Consider the following 23,658-nt stretch of genomic DNA (forward strand, 5'->3'; position numbering starts at 1 on the left):
ATGAAAGCCTGTCCTCAGCATAGTACCGGGAAGGAGGGAGTGACCATCTCATTAAATAAAGCACGCTAAGCGTGCGTGGAGGCTGGCACCCAGCGGTACAGCGTCGGAATGGACACGCCGAGGTTCTTGGCCACGTCCTTGGGCGGCACCCCGCTGGCCAGCAGCTTCTTGGCCGACTCGATCTTGCTGTCGGTCATCTTCGGCTTGCGGCCGCCTTTGCGGCCGAGCTGCTTGGCGACTTCCAGCCCGGCGCGGGTGCGCTCGACGGTCAGCTCGCGCTCCATTTCGGCAAGGCTCGCCATGACGTGGAAGAAGAACCGCCCGGATGGTGTGCCGGTGTCGATGGAGTCGGTGAGGCTCCTGAACTGGACACCGTGCTTGTGCAGATCGCCGACCAGATCGACCAGTTGCTTGACCGACCGGCCCAGCCGGTCGAGCTTCCAGACGACCAAAGTATCGCCTTCGCGCAGCATTTCGAGCGTCTTGGCCAAGCCAGGCCGGTCTGCCCGCGTGCCACTCACCTTGTCCTCGAAGACCTTTTTACATCCGGCCTTGCTCAAGGCTTCGCGTTGCAGCTCCAGGTTCTGATCCTGCGTCGAGACGCGCGCATAGCCAATCAACATGGCTTGTCTCGCGCCCGGTCGATGCGTTCCTGCATCGCCTGCATCACTTCTTCGTGGGTGTACGATCTGGCGTTGGCGTCGGTGGCTTGCCGCAGGGCTTCCTCAACCTCGCGCGTCATCCGCTCGTAATCCTCCGGCCACAGCGCTTGCTCCATGCGCAGCGACGCCTGACTCAGCAGGTGCAGCAGGCTGAACAGCCGCATGTCGTTGGTGGCGACGATGCGCTCCCGAATCTGCTCCTGAATAGCTTCGCTAGCCCGATGCGCTTGTGGTGTGGCAGTCCCCTCGTAGTCAGCGGGGAATTCCGCTTCCTCGGCAATCCTTGCCCAGGCGCTGGCCAGCGCCTCGATGGTTGACGTGCTCATTTCCGCCGCTCCTGTGCTCTTTGGCGAATCAACCGGCCAAGGGGCCTCGACGCGAAAACCAGCAGCATCACGCCTATCGGATACCAGGTCGAGAAGACCACCAAGGCATCGAAGGCTGGCCGTCCGGTGTTGGTAGGCAGTACGGCGGTCACAGCCATCAACCCGCCGACCGTCCAGATGATGCGCCACACGTAGGGCATCACGCGGGGCACGTAGCCGTCATCGAAAGCGGTCTGGTAGTAGCGGCGCAGGCCGCGCTCGGCAAGCGCCTGGCGCTGCCGCTCCGACAGCGCATCCGTCCGGCCATACCAGCGCCGGAATGGTGGACAGCGCAGCAGCAAAGGGGTGAAGAGGATCATCACCGCCACGATCGCGACACCCCACGCCATGACGGCGCCGGCATCGGGCCGCTTGGCGTTCTCGATCACGGGCGCGAAGACGCCCGGAGCACCGATCATCCAGAACAGCGCAATGTGCTGATGGAAGGAGAGCTTCATTTGCTCATCCACTTGCGCAGCAGGCGCTTTTTCAGGGAGGCGCGTTCTTGCGGGTTGCGTCCCTTGTGATTGGCGATGCGATCCGCCGTGGCGGCCTGGCGCTTGACGGGCCAGTAGGAGCGGCCATCCTTGCCCATCGACCAGACGCTGCTGGCCTGGTTTTCCAGCAGGGGCAGATGGGCGCTCAGGGCTTCGGGCGACGCGCTGGTCAGCGCCGTGCGCTCACGGGTGCGCCAGCGCTGATGCCAGAGCTTCTTGTCCTCGCGCTCGCTGCCGCAGGTCGTGTGCCCGACGATGGGTGTTTTGCGGCGGCTGCGGCTCATAACGTAGTGGTCTCCAAGAACATTCAGGACTGATCCCAGGCGTCGATGGTCAAGACCTGATCGGCAGGACAGGCGGCTACGCGGTCGGGAACTGGATGGTGTTCAGTCTCATGCCGACCCCATTCGATTGATCGCGTCGCTTGCGGCACGCTGCGACGCAAGGAGGTTTGCGACCTGGTTTAGCAGCCGTGTCCGCTGCATGTCTGTTACCTATCTCCCCGACCGCTCATTGGACCAACTCCAGAGATTGGGCTCTATCGCTCAGCCAATACGAAACCGGCATTGGCTGATGCCACAACCGAGACTAACACAAATGGCTCGGTACCTGTATTTCGCGCCCCGTGCACTTGGCCCGGTCTTGCCACGGCTATCTCACCTTCCCTGAGGGCACGAACAATCCCATTGCCCTGAAAGTAATCAGCCATTCCCGACAAAACAGTCCACGTGTCTTGGCCGTGAGGATGAATGTGAGCCGCAATTTCCTGCCCGGGATGGACATGCCAAACCACGATAATTGAGTCTCGGGTTTCAAGCACAACGGAACGAATAGGCTCGCCTTCGGACGGCTGAACATACTCGGCTACAGAAAATATTCTCGATTCAACAGTCATCGGAGATCCCTCTTTCACAGTTGTCGTTACGGTCTTCATCGTCGGCATCCTGACGCACGGCGGGCAATTGCTGGAGCAACGCCGGCAGCCATTCCTGTACCGTCTCCCACACCACATCGAGGTTGATGTCGAAATAGCCGTGAGCCATGCGATTACGCATATTGCGCATGCTGCGCCACGGCACGTCGGCATGCGCCTGGGTGAACTCGACGTAGCCATCCATCACCTTTGTGGCCGCCTCGCCGATGACGATCAGGCTCATGATGACGGCCTGCTGGGTGCGCTTGTCGGCCAAGAAGTCGTCCTTGGCCATCCCTTCCACGAAGCTGCGCGCATCGGTTGCGGCCTGCTGAATGTGGTCGAGGTAATCGGGCAGGCGGTTCTCGCTCATATCGGTTGCGCCTCCGCGAGCACCTTGGCCCGGAACTTCGGCGGCAGGTCGCCGGGAGTCAGCAGATCGACGTCAACGCCGAGCAGCGATTTCAGTTCTTCTTCCAAATCGCCCAAGTCCAACAACGTGGCACCGGGCAGCGCATCGACCAACAGGTCGAGGTCGCTGCCATCCCGGTCGGTGCCATGCAGCACCGAGCCGAAGACGCGCGGGTTCGCGGCGCGAAAGCGGCCTACCGCTTCACGCACTGCGCTTCGCTTCATGTCAAGCACAACAGACGGTCGCATGCGCATCCTTTCTTATCGAAACTCGTTGAGATGATATGCAATCAAGAATAGAATTTCAAGAACTATTTTCGAGAATCGCAATGCCTTGATTCCCGTGCCGCGCTGTCGTTTTCAGAAGGCGACTGCACGAAATATCAGGAGTCGGCTGCACTGCCAGAACTGGCCGCCTGCAAGGCAGCGTAGAGAGCGGTTTTTCCTACCTTGAGGCGTGCGGCGGCCTCGCGGACATTCAAGCCGTTGGCGACAAGCTCCCGCGCTCGTTGCAACTTGTCGGCAGTGACAACCGGCTTGCGTCCGCCTTTGCGCCCGCGTGCGGCGGCAGCGGTCAACCCGGCCTTGGTGCGCTCGCGGATCAGGTCGCGCTCGAACTGGCCCAGCGCACCGAACACATGGAAGATGAGCCGTCCGCCCGGCGTGGTGGTGTCGATGTTTTCAGTCAACGAGCGGAAGCCGACGCCCCGTGCTTCCAGCTTGCCGACCGTCTCAATCAGGTGCGGCAGGGAGCGGCCAAGCCGATCCAGCCGCCAGACGACCAGCACATCGCCATCGCGCAGATAAGCCAGCGCATCGGCCAAGCCGGGCCGGTCTGCCTTGGCCCCGGATGCCGTGTCCTCGAAAACCCGTTCGCAGCCTGCATTGCGCAGCGCATCCGTCTGCAAGGCGGTGTCCTGTTCCGCCGTCGATACCCGCGCATAGCCGATGAGTGCCATTTCCGCCCATTTGTCCGTTATACCGTCCGCCTATCTTATTGTCCGTCATCCCGTTGCGCAAGATGTTTTCGGACAGGCGTCCGGTTTGGCCGCCTAATGATCGTTTGGCGGACAAGGCGACTGGCATCAGCCGAACAGCTCGCTATGGGAGCCAAGCCGCGCCAGTCGCAGGGTGTCGGCGTCGGACTTGCGGTAGATCAGCAGCAGGTCGGGCTTGATGTGGCATTCGCGGTAGCCCGCCCAATCGCCGGAAAGATCGTGGTCGCGGTATCGCACATCCAGGGGCTGATCGGTCGCCAGCGCGACCAGAACCGGCTTGAGGTCATCATTCGTGCAGCGGACTCCTGATACTGTTCGTTCAATAGACGACTGCACAACAGCCTTCAAACCGCGTTGTCTGGTGCAGTCGTCTTCTGAAAATGACAACAGCTGCACACGTCGGCTGACGGTGGATTGCGATATCGATAGGCGCTCCGCCGCTCGGCGGAAGCTGCCGGCCTCGGCGACCTGAACGGCGTACTTCAGGTATCGGAGATCAAGAGTCAGGTCGGGCATGAGACCCGTCCTATCATACCGGCGGTCTCATCGGCGAACCGCCTGCGCCCGGTGAGCGGCACCCATGCACGTCCACTTTCATCGAGCCCACCCCCGCTAGCGCCTGGGGAACGAGCACGTCCGTTGATCTCAGATGTGGAATCCGAGCTGAGCCCCTCAATGAGCATGACCATGTCCGAATCTGTCATAGATGCATGCGGCGGTCATACATTTTCACACGCTTGAAGTCTATGCGCGAAGCATATATTCTTGCGGTATGGAGCCTGAGGTTGCCAAGTACCATTTAGGTGCACTCGCGTTGGCCGTTGCAGACAGCATCGCCAGTGTCTCGGCCTCGTTTTCACCAAGCGGCCCGGGGACCGCCGTGATGGTGTTACTCAGCATGGAGCCCGGACTGCCGATCAGCGTTTTGGCTACCTCGATCGGGCTTTCTCATGCCGGGACGGTGCGATTGATCGAGTGAGGCAGCGAAGCGCGAGCCAGCCGCTCGACATATCTCGCTTATTAGTATATGCGTCGCGCATATACTGCAACGCCTGCCCGAAGCACGTAGACGACGTTCGTGACGTTCCCACGGGACCACTGTTGAGGAATTTTAGATGAGCATTTTCGACCGTTATGAATTTCTTGTCCCCGAGCACGGTCGGAGGGATCTTGGCCTGCTTAGATGGGCTCTCGTGATCGTATTTCTGTGGTTCGGCGCGATGAAGTTCACAGCGTACGAGGCCTATGGTATCGCCCCGTTTATCGAACACAGCCCGATCATGAATTGGCTCGGCATGTTCGGGACGCAGGGGCAAAGCTATTTCATCGGCGTTATCGAGTTATCGACCGGTCTCGTTCTGATCCTTGGTGCATTTCGTCCACTCTTCTCTGCGCTAGGCGCACTAATGTCAGCAGCGACCTATCTGATCACGCTGACCTTTTTCATCACCACTCCAGGTGTCGCGGAGCAGACTGCCGGCGGCTTTCCTGCGATTTCGGCTGCACCAGGGCAGTTTCTACTGAAGGACGCAGTTCTGCTAGCGGCGTCCCTCGTGCTGCTGCGTGCTTCGGTCCGCCACAGAGGGGCGCTTGTGCTCTCGTGACTGTGGTCCTCTCGTGACGGCGGGCGTGCAAATCCTGCAGAACCTCCGCGGGGCATGGATGCTCCGTCGCGATATCGAGCCCGGAGGCGCTCAGCTGCATGGCGACGCGGTCTTCGCCCGTTTCGCCGCAATCCCCGACGTCGTGGAGCACGGACTGTTCCTCAATGGGATTGATACAATCGTGATCGCGCGCGGTGACACGATGGAAGTGCGACGCCGGGGGCAAGCTAGGTCTCGCTGATCTGCACCTGCGCGGCCTGGATGACAGCGCTGACGCGGAGTGATTCTCGGGCGCGACCTACGGCGATTCCGAGCGAAAAGGCTTGCCCTATAGCCGCCAGGTATCAACGGTTCCGCGGCCTTAACGAGCCGGACCCGTTTTTTTCGGCGCGCTCGATCAGTCGAAATCCTCCGAAACCCTTCTAAAACAGGACATTTTCCACAAGCCGCGCGGAGGAAGAGGACCACGGTATGGCTTGCTGTCTATGCTCCGCGCACATATAGATGTGGCAATGGATGGACCTCGAGATCGAAACATTTTCGGGGCGTTCGCACTCATGATCAGCGACGACATCGTTCGCGCTAGTTCATCGCGGGCGCCGGAAGCTGGACCCGCCGCCTCAGCGCTGGCGTTGCTCGCGCACAAGCCCGGGCTCTCGATCCGTATGCTTGCGATCGGGGTGGGCCTTTCACATGCTGGAACTGTTCGCCTGGTGGATAGATTGGTAAGCGAGGGATTGATCGAGCGTAGGGAGCATTCGACAGACGGGCGCGCGCGATCCCTCTATCTTACTCCAACTGGCAAGGTCGCGAGCGACGAGGTCCTGGCCTCGCGCGATCAAGTGATTGCCGAAGGGCTATCGATCCTTAATCCAGACGAACTGAAAACCTTATCGGACATCGCTGAACGCGTTCTCCGAAATCGCTTGGAAAACCTCGAGCAGTCATACCGCATCTGCCGCTTGTGCTGCTACGAGGGCTGCACGAACTGCCCCGTCGATGCCGAATTGCATGAGCGAGGTGTGGACCGCGAGAAGAACGACGACGCGTAGGAGACTCGCAATTGCGGCAGCTCAACGCTGCTCAGATGGCGGGGCTTCATAATGTCAGCGAGCCTACCATCAGCCGCATTCTTTTGGCTACGCGTCAAGCCGGCCGATCGGGCATGGCGGTCTCATTCTAATATGTCGGTGATCGCCCCACTTTTAGCCGCTCAATTGATCGGAACGCGGTTTCGGAAGCGGCCGTTCAAACCACTCGCTGCATTCCCATTTCTCTATGTCCGATAGGTAGTTTCGGGGAAAAGCAGTCGGGAACAGGTTTCGGGAACGCATGCTCCGGCAGGAGCGCAGCGCGCGTCCCAAACGCGTTTTCCCGGTAGAGCTTCCCAATCGGCAAAGTGCGGGCCACCTCAGACTGCGAACGCGAAAAACCGCCTGGCTGGTCACTCAAGGCAGGGTAACGACGATTTTCGCTGCGGATACACCCGCCTTCAGGGCTTCCAAGGCAGCCTGGAGCATTTCAAGGCCCTGGCCCACGATCTTCGCCGGAGGGGCGGGGACGAACGTGCGCGCCGCGAGAGCCTGCGGCAGGAATTCGCGGTAGATCATTGGACCAACCTCGTCATCCTTGAGGCTCGTCCCGGAGATGTGCGTCGCCTCGACTCCAAATGAACGCTCGTCGGGCGGGGCCAGCGTCGCTGCCACCCGGCGCGAGCCCTCGCATCTCGCAACTACGGCAAAACAGTCTTTCATGTGACCGGTCGCGTGAAGCGTTCCAGCGAGACTGCGCCCGCGCATTGCCTCAATCACGTCTTCCACGATGGCTGGACTCGAGTGGTCAAGAACCTCGCTTGCACCCAGCTCCTTCAACAGGCCGACGTTGCGCGCCGAAGCGGTGGCGACGCACCTGTAGCCCGACGCCACCGCGAGCTGGATGGCGTTGCAGCCAACGCTCGACGATCCACCCCAGACCAGAACGACCTCTGGACGCGCGGTCGGCGAGTGTAACGGTGGCGCGAGAGCCAACTGTGTCCGTCCGTAGAGCCCGCTTGCGGCGGTGCCAAGGCCAAGCGGGAGGACTGCCGCATCAGCGAAGGCAATGTTGTTGGGGATCGGCGCCGCCATGTGGTCCAGCACGATCGTGTGGTGCTGGAACGCACCCTGCGCAGGTTGATTTACGGTTGTCCCGACCGCCTGTCCGATGACTCGATCGCCGACCTTGAACCGCTCGACCGCGCCACCGACCGCCGCGACCTCACCGGAGACGTCGCTGCCGAGAATCGCGGGATAGTCGAGCCATGGCAAAAGCGCGACGTCCTGCAGAATCCAGTCGAGTGGGTTGATCGCGATGGCCGCGTTGCGGATCAATATCTCGTTCGCCGCCAGATGCGGCAGAGCGGTGACACCGATCCTCAGTGGCTGCCCCGGCGCTTTCTGCCAGGCGGCCTGATTAGTCACGGTTTCGGTCATCATCAACTCTTTCTGTCAAGTATTACAGCTGGGCGTTCGTCTGAGCGGTCCAACCGCCAGGTCGGGCGCACGAAGTGGCAGCTATAGCCCCCAGGATAGCGCACCAGGTATTCTTGGTGCTCTGGCTCCGCCTCCCAAAAGGGTTCTTCTGGGTTGATCTCCGACACGACCGGGCCTGGCCAGCTTCCTGATGCCTCGATTTCCGCGATGGTTGTGAGGGCGACTTCCTTCTGCACTTCGGTGGTGTAGAAAATCGCCGATCGATAGCTCGGACCGACATCGCTGCCTTGTTGCTCGTAGGTCGTGGGGTCATGTATCTGGAAGAAGAGTTCCAAGAGCGAGCGATAGGCGAGAACGGAAGGGTCGAAGGTCACTTCCACTGCTTCCGCATGGCCGTAATGTCTCGCGTAGGTCGGATCAGGCATTTCTCCGCCTGTGTAACCGACACGCGTCGAAATGACTCCCCTGGCTCGGCGCAGCAAATCCTCCATGCCCCAGAAGCAGCCGCCTGCGAGAATTGCTCGCTCTGTCGCGGCCGCCCTATTGCCGGTAGGCGATTGGCTCACAGTCCGTTCGCCCTCCTCCGTGTGCGCCACGGTCAAGCCAGCCTCGCGGGATCCGCAGCCTGACTGGCGCTCAAGAGCTCGGTCTGCACGTCCGAACCCCGGATGAGACTCAGATCGACGGGACACCGATCAGCGATCGCGAGGATCCGAGCGCGCTGATCATCACTCAGCGGCCCATCGAGGACAATGGTGCGGGTGAACCGGTCGGGTGGCATCATGTCCGGCACCTTCTCGTGCTGCACGGTCGTGCTCGCCCGTTCGAGCGGAAAGCCCTTGCGGTTCGCATAGAGACGCATCGTCATCACCGTGCAGGCTGCGAGGCCGGCAGATACGAGTTCGTAGGGAGATAGTCCGGTCCCGAGGCCACCGACCGATGCTGGCTCGTCGGCGAACAGAGTGTGCTCGCCGCTGCGGACCTTGAGCTGGAACGTCCCTGCAAGAGTTTCGGTGGAGACGACGCCCTCCGCAACCTCGACCTGCGGAAGATCCGCGCTGAGTGGTGGGAGAAAGCGGCTCGCCCAAACCGCCACCATGGCCGCGGCGTAGTTCGCGTCCGCGACGTCGGTGAGAAGGTGATCCGCGTTGTCGAGCGAGATGAAGCTTTTAGGGTGCCTGGACGCGACGAAGATGCGCGACGCGTGGTCGATGCCGACCACCTGATCCAGCGGAGAGTGCATGACCAGCACCGGCCGTCGCAGGGAGGCAATGGCCTTCTCGACGTCGATCCCCTCAACCGCCTCAAGGAACCCTCGGCGAATGAGGAAGGGCCTACCGGCAATCTCCACCGAGGCCTCGCCCTCGCTCGCGATGGTGTCCAGATCATTCGGTCCGAAGAGGCGCAAGATATGCTGAAGGTCGGCCGGCGCACCAATCGTCGCTACCGCCGCAATATCAGGCATGTCGGCGGCGGCTACGATCGCAGCGGTGCCACCCAGGCTGTGCCCGACGAGGAGGGACGGTGACATGCCCGCCGCCGCCATCGCATTTGCGGCGGCCCGAAGGTCCTCGACGTCCGACGCGAAGTTCACAGGTTCTCCCGTCCCACCGCCGATCCCGGTCCCGGCGAAATCGAACCTCAAGACCCCGATGCCCGCACGCGACAGCGCGCGCGAGATGTGAACAGCGGCGCGACTGTCTTTCCCGCACGTGAAGCAGTGGGCGAAGATCGCCCAGCCCCGCGGCGTCCCTTCCGGCGGTTCGAGGTGCCCGGACAGCGGAGAGCCAGCCCCACTGACAAACGTAAATGATCTTCCTGCCATGTCCATCAAACCTCCAGCACGCGGCTTGGCGGTTGCGCTCTCAGAACCTTCGACGGAGCTGAGCGGAGCGCACCGCCAACCGGTAATCGTCATCTCAGGCTATCATTTATATGTCTGGCGCATATAGACAAGCCCCTATACCATGATTATATGCGCCAAGCATACTTCTGCGACCTGCTTTCCAAAGGCGGTCTCACGGAAGAGGTATCAGTCAGGCGCGTGGGCCAAAGGACTATGGAACTCAATCAAGTCAGCTATTTCATCAACTTGGCCGAGACGCTGAATTTCACAGCGGCCGCTCGCTTGAGCGGTGTGTCACAGCCAAGTCTGACCCGCGCGATCCGCCGCTTGGAAGATGAGCTTGGCGGGCCGCTGATCTATCGCGACGGGAAGAACAGCCGCCTGACTGGCCTTGGCCATGACGTCGAGGCAGAATTCCGGCGCATGGTGGTCGCGATGAAGAGCGTTCGCAATCACTCGGAGCACTGGGCGATGGGGGGGCACCGCGTGCTGGATGTCGCCGTCGCGCCCACCGTCGGACCAAAGGAATTTACGGCATTCTTCGAGAGCGCATTGGCGGAGATGCCATCCATCGAAATCAAGCTGCACTCGCTCCAGTCGAACGAGGACACATCGGAGGTGCTTTCAGGAAAATACCACGCGTGCATCATGCCGCGTGAAACAAGACCGGAACGCAAGCTGGATGTGCATCCTCTATTTCGGGAGCGCTTCGTGCTCGGCTGTTCTGCAAACCATCCCTTGGCTGCCAACGAGATCGTGCGCGGCGAAGACCTGCTCGAGTTTCCTTTCGTCGATCGCCTGAAATGCGAGTTTCGCGATCGGATCCTCGATCACTTCGCGCGACGGGACTTGCTCATGCGACCTCGCTTTCGATCAGATCGCGAGGACTGGGTGCAACGGGTCGTCGCTGACGGCCACGCCATATGCATTCTTCCGGAACGATCGCCGACCGTGCAAGGCCTCGTCACTCGGCCGATCGACGGATTTGTCTTGGAGCGCGAAGTCGTGATCGCGACAGTATCCGGCTCCACGGCAACGGTCGAGATACGGAACATCGCGCAGCTGGCAGCCCGGTATGAGTGGAACTGAATCACGACGTGAAGAGCTTCGGCGCTATGGAAACTATACGCGCAGCGTATTGGATAAATCTGGGGCGCACTGCTATAGTCGGCGCAATGACTGCAAAGATAAATGACAGTGTGTCGAGCTCTCTAGATTAATTATTGGAGACTATCATGAAGTTTGAGAAGTCACAGGCAGCAGTTGACCGCCTGACCCCCGAGCAACGCCGGATTACCCAGGATTCGGGGACCGAAAGGCCCTTCACGGGTGAGCACAACGACAACAAGGAGCCTGGCATCTACGTCGACATAGTGTCGGGAGAGCCGCTGTTCGCTTCAACGGACAAGTTCGCTTCAACGGACAAGTTCGATTCGGGTACTGGCTGGCCCAGCTTCACCAAGCCGATCGTTCCGGCAAACGTGAACGAGGTGCGGGACAGTGCACACGGCATGGTCCGGACGGAGGTCAGGTCGGTACACGCCGACAGCCATCTGGGCCACGTTTTCCCGGACGGTCCTTCCGACCGCGGCGGTCTGCGCTACTGCATCAACTCTGCGTCCCTTCGCTTCATCCCGCGCGACGAGATGGAGTCCGAGGGATACGGTGAATATCTCGATCAAGTAGAGGAGGCTTAACATGCATCAGCGCGCTGTTCTCGCAGGAGGATGTTTCTGGGGCATGCAGGATCTGATCCGCAAGCGGCCCGGCATCATCTCGACCCGTGTGGGTTACACGGGCGGCGATATTCCGAACGCCACGTATCGTAATCACGGCACGCATGCCGAGGGGATCGAGATTGTCTTCGACCCGACAGTGACGAGCTACCGGCACATCCTGGAATTCTTCTTCCAGATCCACGATCCGACGACGCTGAACCGCCAGGGCAATGATCGTGGGCTCTCCTACCGGTCGGGCATCTATTATGTCGACGAGGAGCAGAAGCGCGTCGCCGAGGATACGATCGCCGATGTGGATGCCTCGGGGCTGTGGGATGGCAAAGTGGTGACCGAGGTCCAGCCGGTCGGCGAGTTCTGGGAGGCCGAGCCCGATCACCAGGATTATCTGGAGAAGCGGCCGGGCGGCTACACCTGCCACTTCGTCCGTCCCGACTGGGTTCTTCCAAAGCGGCATGAGGCCGGCGATGTGAGCCCTGCGGCCGGGGCTGCAGCGGAATAGGCTTCGCTGCCGTTAGTGCCGCGCCGATCCGGTTCGCAACCTCCGACGACCGCGTCAATCGACGCGGTCGTCGAACCCGGCCTTGAAGCAGATCATTCCATTCAGCCGCCGTCGCAGTGCCAGGATCCAGATATGACAGACCTCTCCTCCTTTCCCATCACGCAGCGCTGGCCAGCATCTTATCCGGATCGCTTGCAACTATACGCGGCCCCCACGCCCAACGGCGTCAAGGTCTCGATGATGCTGGAGGAGACTGGCCTGCCGTATGAGCCCCACTTCGTCGACATCTCGAACAACGAGTCGAAGGATCCAGCGTTCGTGTCGTTGAATCCCAACGGCCGCATACCCGCGATCATCGATCCGGCTGGCCCTGACGGCCAGCCCATTGGCATATGGGAAACCGGTGCGATCCTCATCTATCTGGCCGACAAGACGGGGCAGCTCATCTCAACAACACCCGCCCAGCGGTACGAGACTCTGGCCTGGGTGTTCTTTCAGGTGTCGGGCGTTGGGCCGACCTTCGGACAGCTAGGCTTTTTCCTGCGATTTGCCGGCAAGGACTATGAGGACAAGCGACCTCGGCAGCGCTTTGTTGATGAATCCAGGCGTCTTCTCGGGGTCCTGGATCACCGGCTGGAGGGCCGCGAATGGATTGTCGATGATTACTCGATCGCGGACATTGCGACGTTTGGCTGGGTGAATGCGCTGGTCGAATTCTACGCAGCGGGCGACATCCTCGGCCTAAGCAGCTATTCGAACGTGCAGGCATGGCTCGAACGCGGGCTGGCGCGACCGGCTGTACAGCGTGGCCTGCGAATTCCTGCGAGGCCTGCATGACCATTATCGCCGCATATTATTACAACGAAGGTAAGCGAGTCCGTGAAATCAGGCTCGATGAGCACGTCGAACTAAACGAGAATCGCTCGGGCTTCTGCTGGATCGCGCTTAGCGAGCCCACCGCAGACGAACTCAGCGCGATCCAGACGACGTATAACCTCCATCCTTTGGCGATCGACAACGCCATGCACCCGCTGTGCCCGCCCAAGCTCGAGGTCTACAACGATGAGTTGTACGTCGTCGCCCAGACCGCCGAGCTGGTCGGCGACCGGATCAGCTACGGCAAGATGGCGATCTTCACCGGTCACAATCACCTTATCACCGTGCGGCACGGCAATGCCGGAGCGCTGGGCAAACTTCGGGAGCAACTCGAGGCATCGCCGACGCAGTTCGGCAAGGGTGTCGACTATGTGCTGCACGCGATCTTGCACCGAGTGGTCGACCAGTATCTGCCCATCTTCGAAATGATCGAGGACGACGTCCTGGCGATGGAGCGACGGTCGCTGCACGATTTCCTCGGGCCAGAAGAGGTGGCGCGAATCTTCGAACTAAGGTCCGAACTCACGCGGTTCCAGCGCACGCTCGGGGCTATGGCCGAGCTGGTGCGAAAGCTCGTTCGCGGCCACTTTCCCTGCATCAGCGCCGAAATGACACCATATTTCCACGACGTCGCGGACCATGTCCACCGCGTGCAGTCCATGGTCGACGGCCTCCTGCTTATCCTGTCCACGGTCTTCGAGGCCAGCAGCCTTCTGGAAGCGCAAAGGATCGGTGTGGTCACTCGCCAGCTCGCGGCCTGGGCGGCGATCTTGGCGGTCCCGACGGCGATCGCCGGAATATATGGCATGAACTTCAAGCACATGCCGGAACTGGACACGCCATATGGCTACTTCGTCGTGCTCGGAGTGATAGCGGTGTTCTGCCTTCTCCTATTCATGCGCTTCAAGAAGGCCAAGTGGCTATGAGTAACGCACTTCGCGAGCTTCTCCGTCCGCCGAGTCACAGCGCGCTTTGTGCGCGAGCGTGTCCAATCCAGTTCAAGATGAAGGTGCTTCCATGACCTCCCAGGTGACCGACGTTCTAGAAGCAGTCCAGTCATTCATCGCCAAAGGCTATGACCGCGAATACCGCGTCAAGGACGGCAATCTCGTCGATCTCGAACTAGGGTCAACCCTCGATGCATGCAGCATTCGCGTCGATGCGGCGTTGCGCCTCGAGAGCGGGGACGACGGCGAAGATGCCTCCAACATCTACGCGATCACCGATCCGGCGACAGAGCATAAAGGCCTGTTGATCGACGCCTTCGACGTGTTCCACGAAATCTGCCCCCGCGACTTGTCCGAGCGCCTTGTGGCGCATCGGGAAACAGCACCGGCAGGTGACCAGGACGCGCCGAGCAAGCACGGACTACGGAAAGTCTACAAGAGCGAGTTTCACAGCGATCCCGAGCGTTACGTTCTGCGCGAGGGCTTTCCAGACTTCCCGCCATGCCCTTTCGGCCAATCCTTCAGCATCCTCGGCTTCGATACCGCCGAGCAGGAATATGTCTGGCTCGTCACGAGCATCATTCGAGATCCTCGGCTGATCAGGGTTCCATACCAGGGCGAAGACGTCATCAGCGACGAATAGCGGTGTCGCTTAGCCGGAAAGGCTGGCCTTCCTGGCCCACACATCTGCAGGCTGAACTTTAAGAACATCGAAAATTAGGAGGTGATTATGGACTGGAACAAGGACCACATACGAGAAACTATGCTCTTGCTGGAGACAGCAGCGTTGCACAGCGCTCGCGAAAACTACCTGGACTATGTCTCTACCGCTCGGCTCGATCGGAGCGAACCGATCGAAAACGACGAACTAGCTCAGGCCGAGGTCGCGAGCGACTTCGCTGAAGCGCTCGATGACACGCTCCATGACTACGCCAATAAACTCGAAAAGCTCAGGACGATCGATTTCGGCCCCAAGTTGGCCGTCAACGAAGGCGCTGTCGTCAAGCTGTCCGGCCGCCACTTTGTGATCGCGGTGTCAACGAGCAAGTTTACCTGTCAGGGGCGTGAGCTCATGGGCATTTCCACGATGGCGCCGATCTTCGAAGCGATCGAGGGTGCCCGAGCCGGGGAGACCGTGCAGTTCAACGGCCGGGACCTCACCGTAGAAGACGTGGAATAAAGCCCTCCACCGCAGCCGGCGCGCTAGTGCCGAACGCCCTGCATCTCTTTCTGCATGCATACGGTCACTTGCAGCCGCGTTGACCTGGCTCATCAAAGGCAAACTCATGACAACACCTTCATTCTTCATCACCCCCGGATACGGGACGCGCCTGCATGACGCGCTTCATTATTCTCAGGCAATGCGCATTGGTGACCGCGTGGAGATCTCCGGACAGGGCGGATGGAACGACGATCTCGTCATTCCGGAGTCGATTGAGGAAGAGATCGAGCAGGCGTTCAAGAACGTGGAACGGACGCTCGCGACCGCCGGAGCACGCTGGCCGCATGTGGTCCACGTCAATTCCTATCACGTCGGTGGATTCCCTCCCGTGATCAACGAAACAATGGCCAAGCTGTATCGCCACTACATGCCCGACCGCGCTCCAATCTGGACGCAGTTGGGAATCGAAGCGCTGGGGCTTCCAACCATGCGTATCGAAATTCGCGTAACAGCTATCATCGCCTGACCCCGCGGTTCGTGCAGGCGCCGTGCCGCGCTAATCCCGCACGCCCTGCGCCCGCTTCTCCATGCATATCATCGTATCGAGAGATCCGGTTATCATCGGCGTGCTCGGAGAACGGGGGGCCGCCTTGGCCTGGTTGGTGCGCCTCGGCTGCCTGCGGGCGATGGCCAGCACTGCCAGGAGCGTGAGCAACGCCGCCGCATAAAGGAACAGGCCGCCAGGGCCGACGATATTCATTGCAGCTGCTCCTATTAGGGGGCCAGCGGCTGTCCCGATCCCGTTGAGCAACAGAAGCCCGCGCGCGGTGCCGAGTAGCCGACCGGCCGGAAGATCGTCGTTTGCGACGGCGAGACACAACGAATAAATCGGGATGCCAAAGCCGCCGAACAGCGCACCTGCCGCAAGGAGCAGCGGCAGAGGCGCTTCCACCGCCAACGCTACGCCGATGGCAGACGCTGCGGACGCCAGCGCCGCACCGGCGATGACAAGATTCCGGGGCACTCGATCCGAAAGCCAACCGAGTGGCCAATGGAAGGCGAGCGTTCCACCAAGAACCGCAGCCATGAAGGCGGAGATACCGCCCACATCGAGGCCGATGCTCTGGGCGAAGTTCGCGCCCATGCCCCAGAAACCACCGATAGCCAGGCCGGCCAGGAAAGCGCCAGCCGCAGCGAGAGGTGATACGAGGACGAGGTCCCTGAACGCGACCCATTCCTGTTCCACCTGGGCCGGCGGATGACTGGGCAGCAAGGTGATCGGAACCACCGCCGCTGATATCAGCAGCGACACGATGAGGAACAATGTCACGTCGGCGGGCGGTGCGATGTTGAGTAACGCCTGCCCGATTGCCCATGAGCCCATAGAGACAACTCCGAATATCGACAGGAGCTGCCCGCGTGTGGATGGCAATGCGTGGGCGTTGAGCCAACTCTCCGTTGCGAGGATCATGCCCGCGTAGGCGAAGCCGGTAATCAGGCGAAGCGGCATCCAGGCGATCGGCTCCACGAACGCCACATGGAGAAGGGCGGTCATCGAGGCAATGGCCGCGAAGCCGGCGAAGGTTCTGACATGTCCCACGGAGACGATGATCGGTGGCAACACGAGCGCGCCGATCGTGAAACCCGCGAAATAGAAGGACATCATCGCGCTGATCGCGCCGGTCGAGAACCCCTTATGGCCGGCTCTCACGATCAGGAGCGTGCTCAGCAGGCCATTGCCCAGCAGCAGAGCGGCGACGCTCAGCAGCAGCGCCGCCACCGGCGCGAGAACGAGGCCGCGCTTGCCCGCCGACCTCATGGTATCCATCGCCGGGCTCGTTCTCGGGCCTGACTTGAGGGTTGATACTCTGCCGCACTGATGAACTGGTCGAATGCTTCGCACCAGATGACGACCGTGTTGTAGTCACGGACATCGATGCCGGCAGGCACCTCGACGATGAAGCCGTTGAACGTCTTCACATCGCCCACGCGGACTGATCTGTCCTTGATTAGGAGAAAGGCCTCCTTCGTGTCGACGAAACGTGGTGCGAGGTAGAGCTTGTAGTCGGGACCAGGGGCGAGGCGCCCGATATGGGCGATACGGTCGCGCGAGACCCGGATCTCGCCTTCCCCCCAGTGAAGCAGGTCGCTGCCTTTGAGATCGCGGGCCAGACGCCCTGCGTAGAGCGTCTCGGCTGAGATGGTCCGCAAGGCCGCCGCGTCCGGGGCCTGGGGGGCGGTCAGGATCGGCAGCGTGTAGACACCGCCCGCGAAGCCCATGGCGAGCATCGCGAGATGGGTGGCAATCAGGATGACCCAGCGCCGCATCGGTTACACCAGCTCCAGTCCCTTCACGAGCTGATCGGCGTCGAGATGGAAGTCCGAGAATACGATGCGGCCGCCAGCGTCCATCACGGAGAACCAGGGCGTTCCCCGCGTGCGGTAGTCCTCCATGAAGGTGGGAAGCGTCGCGCCGGCAGGTGGCTCGTCCTGACCGAACGCGACAGGAAGCGCATACTTGAGCTGGTTCACGCGCAGCTTCTCGAAGGTGTTCTCATCCGCTCCTTCGAAGACGGTCTGGATCACCGCGAAGCCCACGCCCTTGGCGCTCAATGCACCATGCAACCTTTGTAGCGTCGGAAATCCATGCAAATGGCAGCCACGGCACCAGTGCTGGAAGGCGAAGAGGACTTTCGGGCCGGTGCCGAGATCCGACAGCTTGAGCGGCGCGATGCTTTCTCCATCCGCGCCAATCCATCTCTGCACCCGCAGCTCGGGGGCTTGTCGTTCGTCGACGCTCATCTGATCCTCCAATTCCGATGCAGAAGTCCGATGAGTGGTCGCGTGTGGCGATGGCACGCGAACCTCACCGCCTTGATCCCCTACAGGTTGTAGGATGCGAGTTCGCCGACCGATACCTCGTGGCCAGCCCCGCCGTTCTTCCGTCGGTGTGTCACCGCCGCCCCTCAATGACAAAGGCGCGATAGCGGGAACCGGCAAAACGGTGCGCAGCGATGGTTTGGTAGGCGGGGCTATGATACCAATCACGGGCGGCCTGCATCGTCGGGAACCGCAAAATTACGGCCCCTTCGACGGGCGGCCCCTCCAAATGCTCCATCGCGCCATAAGCGGCGAGAAAGGTTACGTCGTGGCCATCGAACGATGGGCCGACGCCTGCAGAATAGGTTGCGAGTTCTTCCGGATCGGTGGTTTCTTCGCGGGTGAAGACGACGAACGCTTCCATCTTAAAGTCTTTCATAAGGTCGCATCTGCAGGCCACCGCCGCTGGCGATGGCCTTAAAGTCGTCAGGCTGGCAGCTCGAACCCGATTTTCGTGAGTGCCTCGACGCACGCATCCTGATCCTGCTGATAGTTGCCTCCGGAGATGCCGATCCCGCCGATCAACTTCCCGTCTTCCAGGATCGGATAGCCTCCGCCGACAGCGACCATCCGGGGGCGATAGGCCAGCGGCGCCACTTTTGGATCGTTCGAAACATAGTCGTTCCAGACATGGGTGGGGTACCCAAACGAGGCGGAACTCCAAGCCTTGTCGATGGCAACATCGACGGTGAGAAACGGCGCGTCATCAGTGCGCTCGAACGCGCGCAGGTTACCGGTGGCGTCGACGACGGCGACCGCAGCCGGGATGCCGATTGTACGTGCCGCGGCGATCGCCGCGTCGATGAGGGCGACGGCGGTTTCGCGGTTGATCGAGGCGGTGGCAATGGATTTCGTCATGAAATTTCCTTCGCCGTGGCGTAATCCGTCCGGCGTTCTTGAGGTTAGAAAAGACGTTCGGCGGTGGCAGTCATCAGAAGCCTTCGAGGACAATCTTGCCTCTTGCCGCGCCACTTTCGATCAGTGCGTGCACCGTCTTCAGATTGGCGGCATTAATTGGCGACAATTTTTCGGTTAGCGTCGTGCGAATTTTGCCGTCGTCCACCAGCACCGCCAGCGAATTGAGGATCTTGCCCTGCTCATCCATGTCGGGCGTGCCGTAGAGCGACCGTGTGAACATCAGCTCGTGGTGGATCGACACTGCCTTGCGCTTGAACAGCATGACGTCGAGCGCCTTGGGATCGTCGATGAATCCGAACCGTCCTTGCGGGGCGATCAGTTCGGCGATGTCGGATGCATGCTGCTCGGTATGCGTGGTCGAGAACACGAAAGCGGGAGCGCCGATGTTGAGCTCGGCAATCTGTGGCGCGAGCGGCCGAGAGTGGTCGATGACATGATGAGCCCCAAGCCCTTTAACCCACTCCTGGGTTTCCGGCCGAGAGGCGGTGGAGATGACGATGAGATCCGTGCGCTGTCGAGCGATCTGGATGGCGATCGACCCGACCCCACCCGCACCACCGATGATGAGGATCGCCGCCGCCCCGGGAACGGGCTTCGTCACGTCCAGGCGATCGAACATGGCTTCCCAGGCCGTCAACGTCGTGAGTGGCAGCGCCGCCGCTTCCGCCCAGTCGAGCGACGCGGGTTTACGACCGACGATCCGGGCGTCGACGAGATGGAACTCCGCATTGGTGCCAGGCCTTATGAGCGATCCGGCATAATAGACCTCGTCGCCTACCGCGAACTGCGTCACGTCGGGGCCGACCTCTTGCACGATCCCGGCCGCATCCCATCCCAGCACTTTCCAATCGCCATCAGCGGGCGGCGTGCTGCTGCGGATTTTGTAGTCGACCGGGTTGACCGAGACAGCCTTCACCTCAACCAGGATATCGCCTCCTTCAGCGACAGGCCGAGGCAGATCAATGTCGACCAGAGAGGCGTCCTCGGCGATGGGTCCCGGAACCTTGTAACCAACGGCTTTCATCGGTGTCTCCAGCTTGCTGTATCCTGAAGTCTTATCGATCAGATCGAAATTTCTTCCGAAATATACTCAGGATTTAAAGATTTCGCGTGTCAGACTATGAAGGTATGCGCGCAACATATCCAATAGCGGTACGACATAGTTTCCATACCTCGGAGCCGGATTCAGAAGTTTATCGAAAATAGCGGTTTATTGCTGTTCGGCGGGTGAGCATCCGGATGGAGGCGATAAGCGCCCAAGCGGTTGAGGAGTCGACCTCTCAGCGGTCGCGTTGGCAGGGGCGATCTCGCCCGCCGGTCTCACACCAACGTTGGCAAGCGACGGCGTCCGCTCGAAATCCGCTGACGGGGATACGCCTGCAATGCCGATTCGAAGCTATCGAAACTATAGCTACAGGGTATTGGGAAATCATACTGGACTGACGCTATAGTCTTCACGCATAACCACGACTCAAAATGGTCCAACACTTTTCTCTACGCTAATAGGGGAGCCCGCAGAATTCGGAAAAAATCGTACGCTAAGGTTTTCCGGGCATCCGTAAGGGCCGAAACTTCCCGTCTTCCAGTCTGCGGCTCTGCCGCCAGACGTAATCGCCGGTTCATGTACAGGACCTTAAGCGGCGAGTCCATTTAAAACGCCTTCCAAGGTCCTGTTCTGTATCGACTTTCTCTGCTTGGTTCGGCAGGCGTTCTTGGCCAAATAATCGGCAGCCCATTCCAATCTTTCCCTTATTTCTGTCAGCGCCCTATGGGCCACTGCTTCCAATAGCGGTAGCCACCACGTCGCACTGTTCTTCGACGCTTTCAGCATCGATAGCGCCCCACTCATCACACTCTGCGCGACCCGTCTCTTCATCACCAGCGACAGCAGGCTCGTCCACACCAACCCCTCGGCAATCGCTTTCTCGCCCGTCACAAACCCCTTGAGCCGGTTGTGCGATTTCCACTCTTTAAATAACAACTCCACCTGCCAACGGCAGCGATACAGGCTCATCACCTGCTCTGCTGACCATGCTGCTCGCGGTAGGTTCGTCATCCACAGACAGAACCGCTTTTCCTCAGCAAACCAGCGCCGGATCAACCGGTACTCGACCTGGCCGGACTTCACCACCATATCCAGTACCTCGGCCCGACAGCGTCGCCGTCCGGCCTCTCTCAGAGATAGTCCCGCCAGCTTGGGTACTTCCCGTCCATCACCGCGCCAGGCTTGGATTATCTTGGGGTTCAGGCTTTTCGTGCCGCGCACCAGATAAAATCCGCCAGCGTCGTTCACCTGCTCAAACCAAGCCCTGTCAATGTAACCTGCGTCAGCCAGCAGCAGGCAGTTGGTCAGCGTGTGGGCTTCAGGCAGAAATTGCCGTTCCCCTGCGGTATCGGCAGACACACTCATGCACAACGGGCTCTGCTCCGACAGTGACATGGTCATATGGCACTCGATAGCTGCCGGACTGATGGTCTTGAACCGGCCGGGAAAATCAGCAGCAAGGCGCCGATGCACCGCAAAGGAGGTGCCATCGTGCAGTAACACCTGCTTGAACGCGCCGAGGGAGGCTGCTTTGAGTTGATGGTCGATACGCAAGGCGATGGCCCGCTCGACCAGGGCTTTCATAAACAGGGCAAAGCTCTCTTTGCGCAGCTGATTGTGAAACGGTTTGTAAGAAACCTGATGGGTGTTTACCAGTTGCAAGGCATTGAAATGGCGGTGTAAACCGGCAATGTCATTGACCTGGTCGCCTCCCATGGCCCGCAGCAGTGCAGGTACGAGCATGGCTGGGGTAATGGCACGCTGACGCAGACAAAACTTGCAGAGCCGAGCAATGCGCTCGAGTGCGGCGGGAGCCAAGAGTTGCTCCAGATAGTAATTAGCGTTGATAATAGTCATAGGCTTCGCGCGTGTTGATTTTGTTTGGCGATAAAATCAGATCACAAACGAAGCCTTTTTTATATCTATTTCAATTGGTTGCCGCTAAAGATCCTGTACATGAGTGAGGGTTATGGTGGCTATATGCTGGATATTGCTATTCAGATGACAGCCATATGGGGAAGATTACAGGCGCCTGAAATAACAGCAGAGTATGGAGTGACTACCACGGCTGGAGGTTGGCACGGGCTGATCCCCTCTCCCTTTGGGAGAGGGTTAGGGTGAGGGGAGCTGGCTGACCGGGTGTAGCAACCAGGCGGCATTACACCGCTGAATCTTCAGTTATTGAAATTCCACGCGATCGGCAGTTCGACGTCGAAGATAAGTGCATCCCCGTCGAGGCGAAAGGCCAGGCTGGTCTGGTGCTGGTCGTATTCGTTGATAATCAGGCAGCTCTCGGCGAAGTTGGACTCGTAGTTGATATGGGCCACTCCTTCACGGCCGTCAGCGAGTTCGATGCTGAGCACCCGCAGCGGGTTCTCCTGACTGAGGTTGACCCGGGTGTCCCCCACGTCCACCAGCCGTTCCAGCAGAGGGAAGAAATCTTGTCTGTGGGTCGTTATGGCCTGGGTGATGGCCTGCTCCAGCTCAGCCTGGGTGGCGAAGGGGCCGCCGAGTGGGTAGCGGGTCTGGATCCTTTCCTGAGTCATTGCGTTTCCTCCTGAACTGAGATGTGGCAACAGTTTGGCCGCTGCAGTGACCTGTCATGTACAGGATCTTTAGCTACAACCAATTGAAATAGATAGAAAAAAGGCTTCGTTTGTGATCTGATTTAATCGCAAAAAAAAACCGACACGCCCGAAGCCATGACTATTATAAATGCAACCCAGTACCTCAAGCAACTTCTTAGCTCTTCTGAACTCAACCGGATCGGTAAATTTACCGGTTTTTGTCAGCGACTCCGGGATATCCAGCCTGCGAGACTACTCCCGGCTCTGCTCTCAGGGCTTGGTTGCGACAAGGTGGATGGTATTGCTGGTTTGCATCGCCATTTCAATGCGTTGCAGCTCCATGATACTGACCAAATAGCGTATAAACCCTTTCACAACCAGTTACGCAAGCAGGGTTTTCCCTTGTTCATGCGCGCACTGGTTGAACGAGCCATCGCCTTACGCCTCAAGGAGTGTCTACCGGACGCCCACGGACTGGCAGGCTTTGAGCAGGTACTGCTGCAGGACGGGTCGTCATTCGCGTTACATCCGCAATTGGCAGAACATTTCCCGGGCCGATTCAATAAGCACAGCCCCGCTGCGGTAGAGTGTCATATGACCATGTCCTTGCTGGACCAGTCGCCGATATCGATGAGTATCACGGCGGATACCGAATCGGAGCGCAAGCATCTTCCGGCCGAAAATTCGTTAAATAACAAACTGTTATTGGCGGATGCCGGTTACATCAGCCGCGAGTACTTTGCTGATGTGACCAAAGCCAAAGGAAGCTATCTGGTCAGAGGGAGTCAAAATCTCAATCCCAAAGTACAGGCAGCTTACCGACAGGACGGCAGGGAAATGCCCAAGTTACTCGGAAAAAAGCTCAAGGATATCGATCGGAGAAGCTGCAGAGCCGAGGTTCTGGATCTGGATGTGAGTTCGGGAAAGTATAAATATCGACTCATAAGACGTTGGTTTGCAGAGGAAAAACGGTTCTGTATATGGATGACCAATCTTCCGCGTGAGCGATGGCCAGCCGAGAAGGTGATGGCATTGTATCGTTGCCGTTGGCAGATCGAACTGTTGTTCAAAGAGCTGAAATCACATAACCGGTTGAAGGCGTTCGCGACACGACAAAAAGCGATAGCGGAAGGCTTGATCTGGGCTAGTTTGCTGGCCTTGCTGGTCAAACGTCGGCTGGCGCTGACGCTGATTGGCAGCGCGGAGTTATCGATGCTGAAGATTGCCAAAAACAGCGCGCTTTGGTTAATGCGGGGTT

At 59.7% G+C, this 23,658-nt stretch carries 30 protein-coding genes and 2 pseudogenes; 11 read left to right on the forward strand and 21 right to left on the reverse strand.

Annotated features, from left to right (window positions below):
- Positions 1-65: 65 nt before the first annotated feature.
- The 10 genes and pseudogenes from ACOTXR_RS23220 to ACOTXR_RS23265 form a co-directional block, all read right to left on the reverse strand.
- Positions 66-623, reverse strand: a complete 558-nt coding sequence (locus ACOTXR_RS23220) for a recombinase family protein (RefSeq protein ID WP_003100847.1) — start codon at positions 621-623, stop codon at positions 66-68.
- Complete coding sequence (locus tag ACOTXR_RS23225; protein ID WP_021243030.1) at positions 617-988, reverse strand: hypothetical protein; 372 nt, start codon at positions 986-988, stop codon at positions 617-619. The genes ACOTXR_RS23220 and ACOTXR_RS23225 overlap by 7 nt, the downstream gene beginning before the upstream one ends.
- Positions 985-1,485: a hypothetical protein gene (locus ACOTXR_RS23230; RefSeq protein ID WP_003100856.1), complete on the reverse strand. Its 501-nt coding sequence runs from the start codon at positions 1,483-1,485 to the stop codon at positions 985-987. Before ACOTXR_RS23230 ends, ACOTXR_RS23225 begins: the two co-directional genes overlap by 4 nt.
- Positions 1,482-1,808, reverse strand: a complete 327-nt coding sequence (locus ACOTXR_RS23235) for a hypothetical protein (protein ID WP_003100858.1) — start codon at positions 1,806-1,808, stop codon at positions 1,482-1,484. The genes ACOTXR_RS23230 and ACOTXR_RS23235 overlap by 4 nt, the downstream gene beginning before the upstream one ends.
- Positions 1,809-2,062: 254 nt before the next feature.
- A complete protein-coding gene (locus tag ACOTXR_RS23240; protein WP_000215515.1) occupies positions 2,063-2,419 on the reverse strand; it encodes a cupin domain-containing protein in 357 nt (118 codons plus the stop codon).
- On the reverse strand, positions 2,409-2,810 hold the full coding sequence (locus ACOTXR_RS23245; protein WP_001293886.1) for a DUF86 domain-containing protein: 402 nt from the start codon (positions 2,808-2,810) through the stop codon (positions 2,409-2,411). Before ACOTXR_RS23245 ends, ACOTXR_RS23240 begins: the two co-directional genes overlap by 11 nt.
- Positions 2,807-3,097 (reverse strand): nucleotidyltransferase family protein, encoded by a 291-nt coding sequence (locus ACOTXR_RS23250; protein ID WP_001247892.1) that lies wholly within the window; start codon positions 3,095-3,097, stop codon positions 2,807-2,809. Before ACOTXR_RS23250 ends, ACOTXR_RS23245 begins: the two co-directional genes overlap by 4 nt.
- Positions 3,098-3,231: 134 nt before the next feature.
- Positions 3,232-3,807: a recombinase family protein gene (locus ACOTXR_RS23255; protein ID WP_001173919.1), complete on the reverse strand. Its 576-nt coding sequence runs from the start codon at positions 3,805-3,807 to the stop codon at positions 3,232-3,234.
- A 126-nt stretch (positions 3,808-3,933) separates the two neighbouring features.
- The gene (locus ACOTXR_RS23260; protein ID WP_012585400.1) at positions 3,934-4,182 is read right to left on the reverse strand and encodes a type II toxin-antitoxin system YafQ family toxin; all 249 of its coding nucleotides are present in this window, start codon (positions 4,180-4,182) and stop codon (positions 3,934-3,936) included.
- A gap of 60 nt (positions 4,183-4,242) precedes the next feature.
- Positions 4,243-4,362, reverse strand: a pseudogene (locus tag ACOTXR_RS23265) (LysR family transcriptional regulator); the annotation flags it as partial.
- A 599-nt stretch (positions 4,363-4,961) separates the two neighbouring features.
- On the opposite strand from ACOTXR_RS23265, the gene ACOTXR_RS23270 reads away from it, so the two are divergent.
- Both ACOTXR_RS23270 and ACOTXR_RS23275 read left to right on the forward strand, forming a co-directional pair.
- A complete protein-coding gene (locus ACOTXR_RS23270; protein ID WP_004099027.1) occupies positions 4,962-5,450 on the forward strand; it encodes a YkgB family protein in 489 nt (162 codons plus the stop codon).
- A gap of 557 nt (positions 5,451-6,007) precedes the next feature.
- Positions 6,008-6,502: a MarR family winged helix-turn-helix transcriptional regulator gene (locus ACOTXR_RS23275; protein ID WP_004099028.1), complete on the forward strand. Its 495-nt coding sequence runs from the start codon at positions 6,008-6,010 to the stop codon at positions 6,500-6,502.
- Positions 6,503-6,898: 396 nt separating this feature from the next.
- On the opposite strand, the gene ACOTXR_RS23280 is transcribed toward ACOTXR_RS23275, so the two are convergent.
- From ACOTXR_RS23280 to ACOTXR_RS23290, 3 genes are read right to left on the reverse strand one after another with little or no spacing between them, the layout of a single operon-like run.
- Complete coding sequence (locus ACOTXR_RS23280) at positions 6,899-7,924, reverse strand: zinc-binding alcohol dehydrogenase family protein (protein WP_004357654.1); 1,026 nt, start codon at positions 7,922-7,924, stop codon at positions 6,899-6,901.
- A complete protein-coding gene (gene msrA, locus ACOTXR_RS23285; protein ID WP_011191350.1) occupies positions 7,924-8,487 on the reverse strand; it encodes a peptide-methionine (S)-S-oxide reductase MsrA in 564 nt (187 codons plus the stop codon). Before msrA (ACOTXR_RS23285) ends, ACOTXR_RS23280 begins: the two co-directional genes overlap by 1 nt.
- Positions 8,488-8,519: 32 nt before the next feature.
- On the reverse strand, positions 8,520-9,752 hold the full coding sequence (locus ACOTXR_RS23290; RefSeq protein WP_004357650.1) for a bifunctional alpha/beta hydrolase/OsmC family protein: 1,233 nt from the start codon (positions 9,750-9,752) through the stop codon (positions 8,520-8,522).
- A gap of 228 nt (positions 9,753-9,980) precedes the next feature.
- Here ACOTXR_RS23290 and ACOTXR_RS23295 point away from each other — a divergent pair, with 228 nt between their 5' ends.
- The 8 genes from ACOTXR_RS23295 to ACOTXR_RS23330 all read left to right on the forward strand — a co-directional run bounded on the left by ACOTXR_RS23295 (position 9,981) and on the right by ACOTXR_RS23330 (position 15,516).
- Entirely contained in the window at positions 9,981-10,856 is an 876-nt protein-coding gene (locus tag ACOTXR_RS23295; protein WP_011191349.1) for a LysR family transcriptional regulator, read from the forward strand.
- 146 nt (positions 10,857-11,002) lie between these two features.
- Entirely contained in the window at positions 11,003-11,464 is a 462-nt protein-coding gene (gene msrB, locus ACOTXR_RS23300) for a peptide-methionine (R)-S-oxide reductase MsrB (RefSeq protein WP_259408564.1), read from the forward strand.
- A gap of 1 nt (position 11,465) precedes the next feature.
- Positions 11,466-12,005, forward strand: coding sequence for a peptide-methionine (S)-S-oxide reductase MsrA (gene msrA, locus ACOTXR_RS23305; protein WP_004099036.1), 540 nt, complete (start codon positions 11,466-11,468; stop codon positions 12,003-12,005).
- Between the two features lie 132 nt (positions 12,006-12,137).
- Positions 12,138-12,842, forward strand: coding sequence for a glutathione S-transferase N-terminal domain-containing protein (locus ACOTXR_RS23310; RefSeq protein ID WP_004099038.1), 705 nt, complete (start codon positions 12,138-12,140; stop codon positions 12,840-12,842).
- Entirely contained in the window at positions 12,839-13,807 is a 969-nt protein-coding gene (locus tag ACOTXR_RS23315) for a magnesium and cobalt transport protein CorA (RefSeq protein WP_011191347.1), read from the forward strand. Before ACOTXR_RS23310 ends, ACOTXR_RS23315 begins: the two co-directional genes overlap by 4 nt.
- Before the next feature lie 91 nt (positions 13,808-13,898).
- Entirely contained in the window at positions 13,899-14,471 is a 573-nt protein-coding gene (locus ACOTXR_RS23320; RefSeq protein WP_004099040.1) for a hypothetical protein, read from the forward strand.
- An 87-nt stretch (positions 14,472-14,558) separates the two neighbouring features.
- Positions 14,559-15,008, forward strand: a complete 450-nt coding sequence (locus ACOTXR_RS23325; RefSeq protein WP_004099042.1) for a hypothetical protein — start codon at positions 14,559-14,561, stop codon at positions 15,006-15,008.
- Between the two features lie 106 nt (positions 15,009-15,114).
- On the forward strand, positions 15,115-15,516 hold the full coding sequence (locus tag ACOTXR_RS23330; RefSeq protein ID WP_004099044.1) for a RidA family protein: 402 nt from the start codon (positions 15,115-15,117) through the stop codon (positions 15,514-15,516).
- A gap of 30 nt (positions 15,517-15,546) precedes the next feature.
- On the opposite strand, the gene ACOTXR_RS23335 is transcribed toward ACOTXR_RS23330, so the two are convergent.
- The 8 genes from ACOTXR_RS23335 to ACOTXR_RS23370 form a co-directional block, all read right to left on the reverse strand.
- Positions 15,547-16,818 (reverse strand): MFS transporter, encoded by a 1,272-nt coding sequence (locus ACOTXR_RS23335; RefSeq protein WP_094935733.1) that lies wholly within the window; start codon positions 16,816-16,818, stop codon positions 15,547-15,549.
- On the reverse strand, positions 16,806-17,318 hold the full coding sequence (locus ACOTXR_RS23340) for a DM13 domain-containing protein (protein ID WP_004357637.1): 513 nt from the start codon (positions 17,316-17,318) through the stop codon (positions 16,806-16,808). The genes ACOTXR_RS23335 and ACOTXR_RS23340 overlap by 13 nt, the downstream gene beginning before the upstream one ends.
- 3 nt (positions 17,319-17,321) lie before the next feature.
- Positions 17,322-17,792 (reverse strand): TlpA family protein disulfide reductase, encoded by a 471-nt coding sequence (locus ACOTXR_RS23345; RefSeq protein WP_011191345.1) that lies wholly within the window; start codon positions 17,790-17,792, stop codon positions 17,322-17,324.
- Between the two features lie 151 nt (positions 17,793-17,943).
- Complete coding sequence (locus ACOTXR_RS23350; protein WP_011191344.1) at positions 17,944-18,234, reverse strand: DUF1330 domain-containing protein; 291 nt, start codon at positions 18,232-18,234, stop codon at positions 17,944-17,946.
- Positions 18,235-18,296: 62 nt separating this feature from the next.
- On the reverse strand, positions 18,297-18,728 hold the full coding sequence (locus tag ACOTXR_RS23355; RefSeq protein WP_004357630.1) for a GlcG/HbpS family heme-binding protein: 432 nt from the start codon (positions 18,726-18,728) through the stop codon (positions 18,297-18,299).
- Positions 18,729-18,801: 73 nt separating this feature from the next.
- The gene (locus tag ACOTXR_RS23360; RefSeq protein ID WP_011191343.1) at positions 18,802-19,812 is read right to left on the reverse strand and encodes a zinc-binding alcohol dehydrogenase family protein; all 1,011 of its coding nucleotides are present in this window, start codon (positions 19,810-19,812) and stop codon (positions 18,802-18,804) included.
- A 609-nt stretch (positions 19,813-20,421) separates the two neighbouring features.
- Entirely contained in the window at positions 20,422-21,690 is a 1,269-nt protein-coding gene (locus tag ACOTXR_RS23365) for an IS4-like element ISApu1 family transposase (protein WP_011191342.1), read from the reverse strand.
- Positions 21,691-22,007: 317 nt separating this feature from the next.
- The gene (locus tag ACOTXR_RS23370; protein WP_004099020.1) at positions 22,008-22,379 is read right to left on the reverse strand and encodes a hypothetical protein; all 372 of its coding nucleotides are present in this window, start codon (positions 22,377-22,379) and stop codon (positions 22,008-22,010) included.
- 156 nt (positions 22,380-22,535) lie between these two features.
- Between ACOTXR_RS23370 and ACOTXR_RS23375 the strand changes: the two are divergent.
- A pseudogene (locus ACOTXR_RS23375) lies at positions 22,536-23,645 on the forward strand (IS4-like element ISApu2 family transposase); the annotation flags it as partial.
- Positions 23,646-23,658: the final 13 nt, after the last annotated feature.

The organism is Enterobacter cloacae complex sp. IR53030, from assembly GCF_049238365.1.
Classification (GTDB): domain Bacteria; phylum Pseudomonadota; class Gammaproteobacteria; order Enterobacterales; family Enterobacteriaceae; genus Enterobacter; species Enterobacter kobei.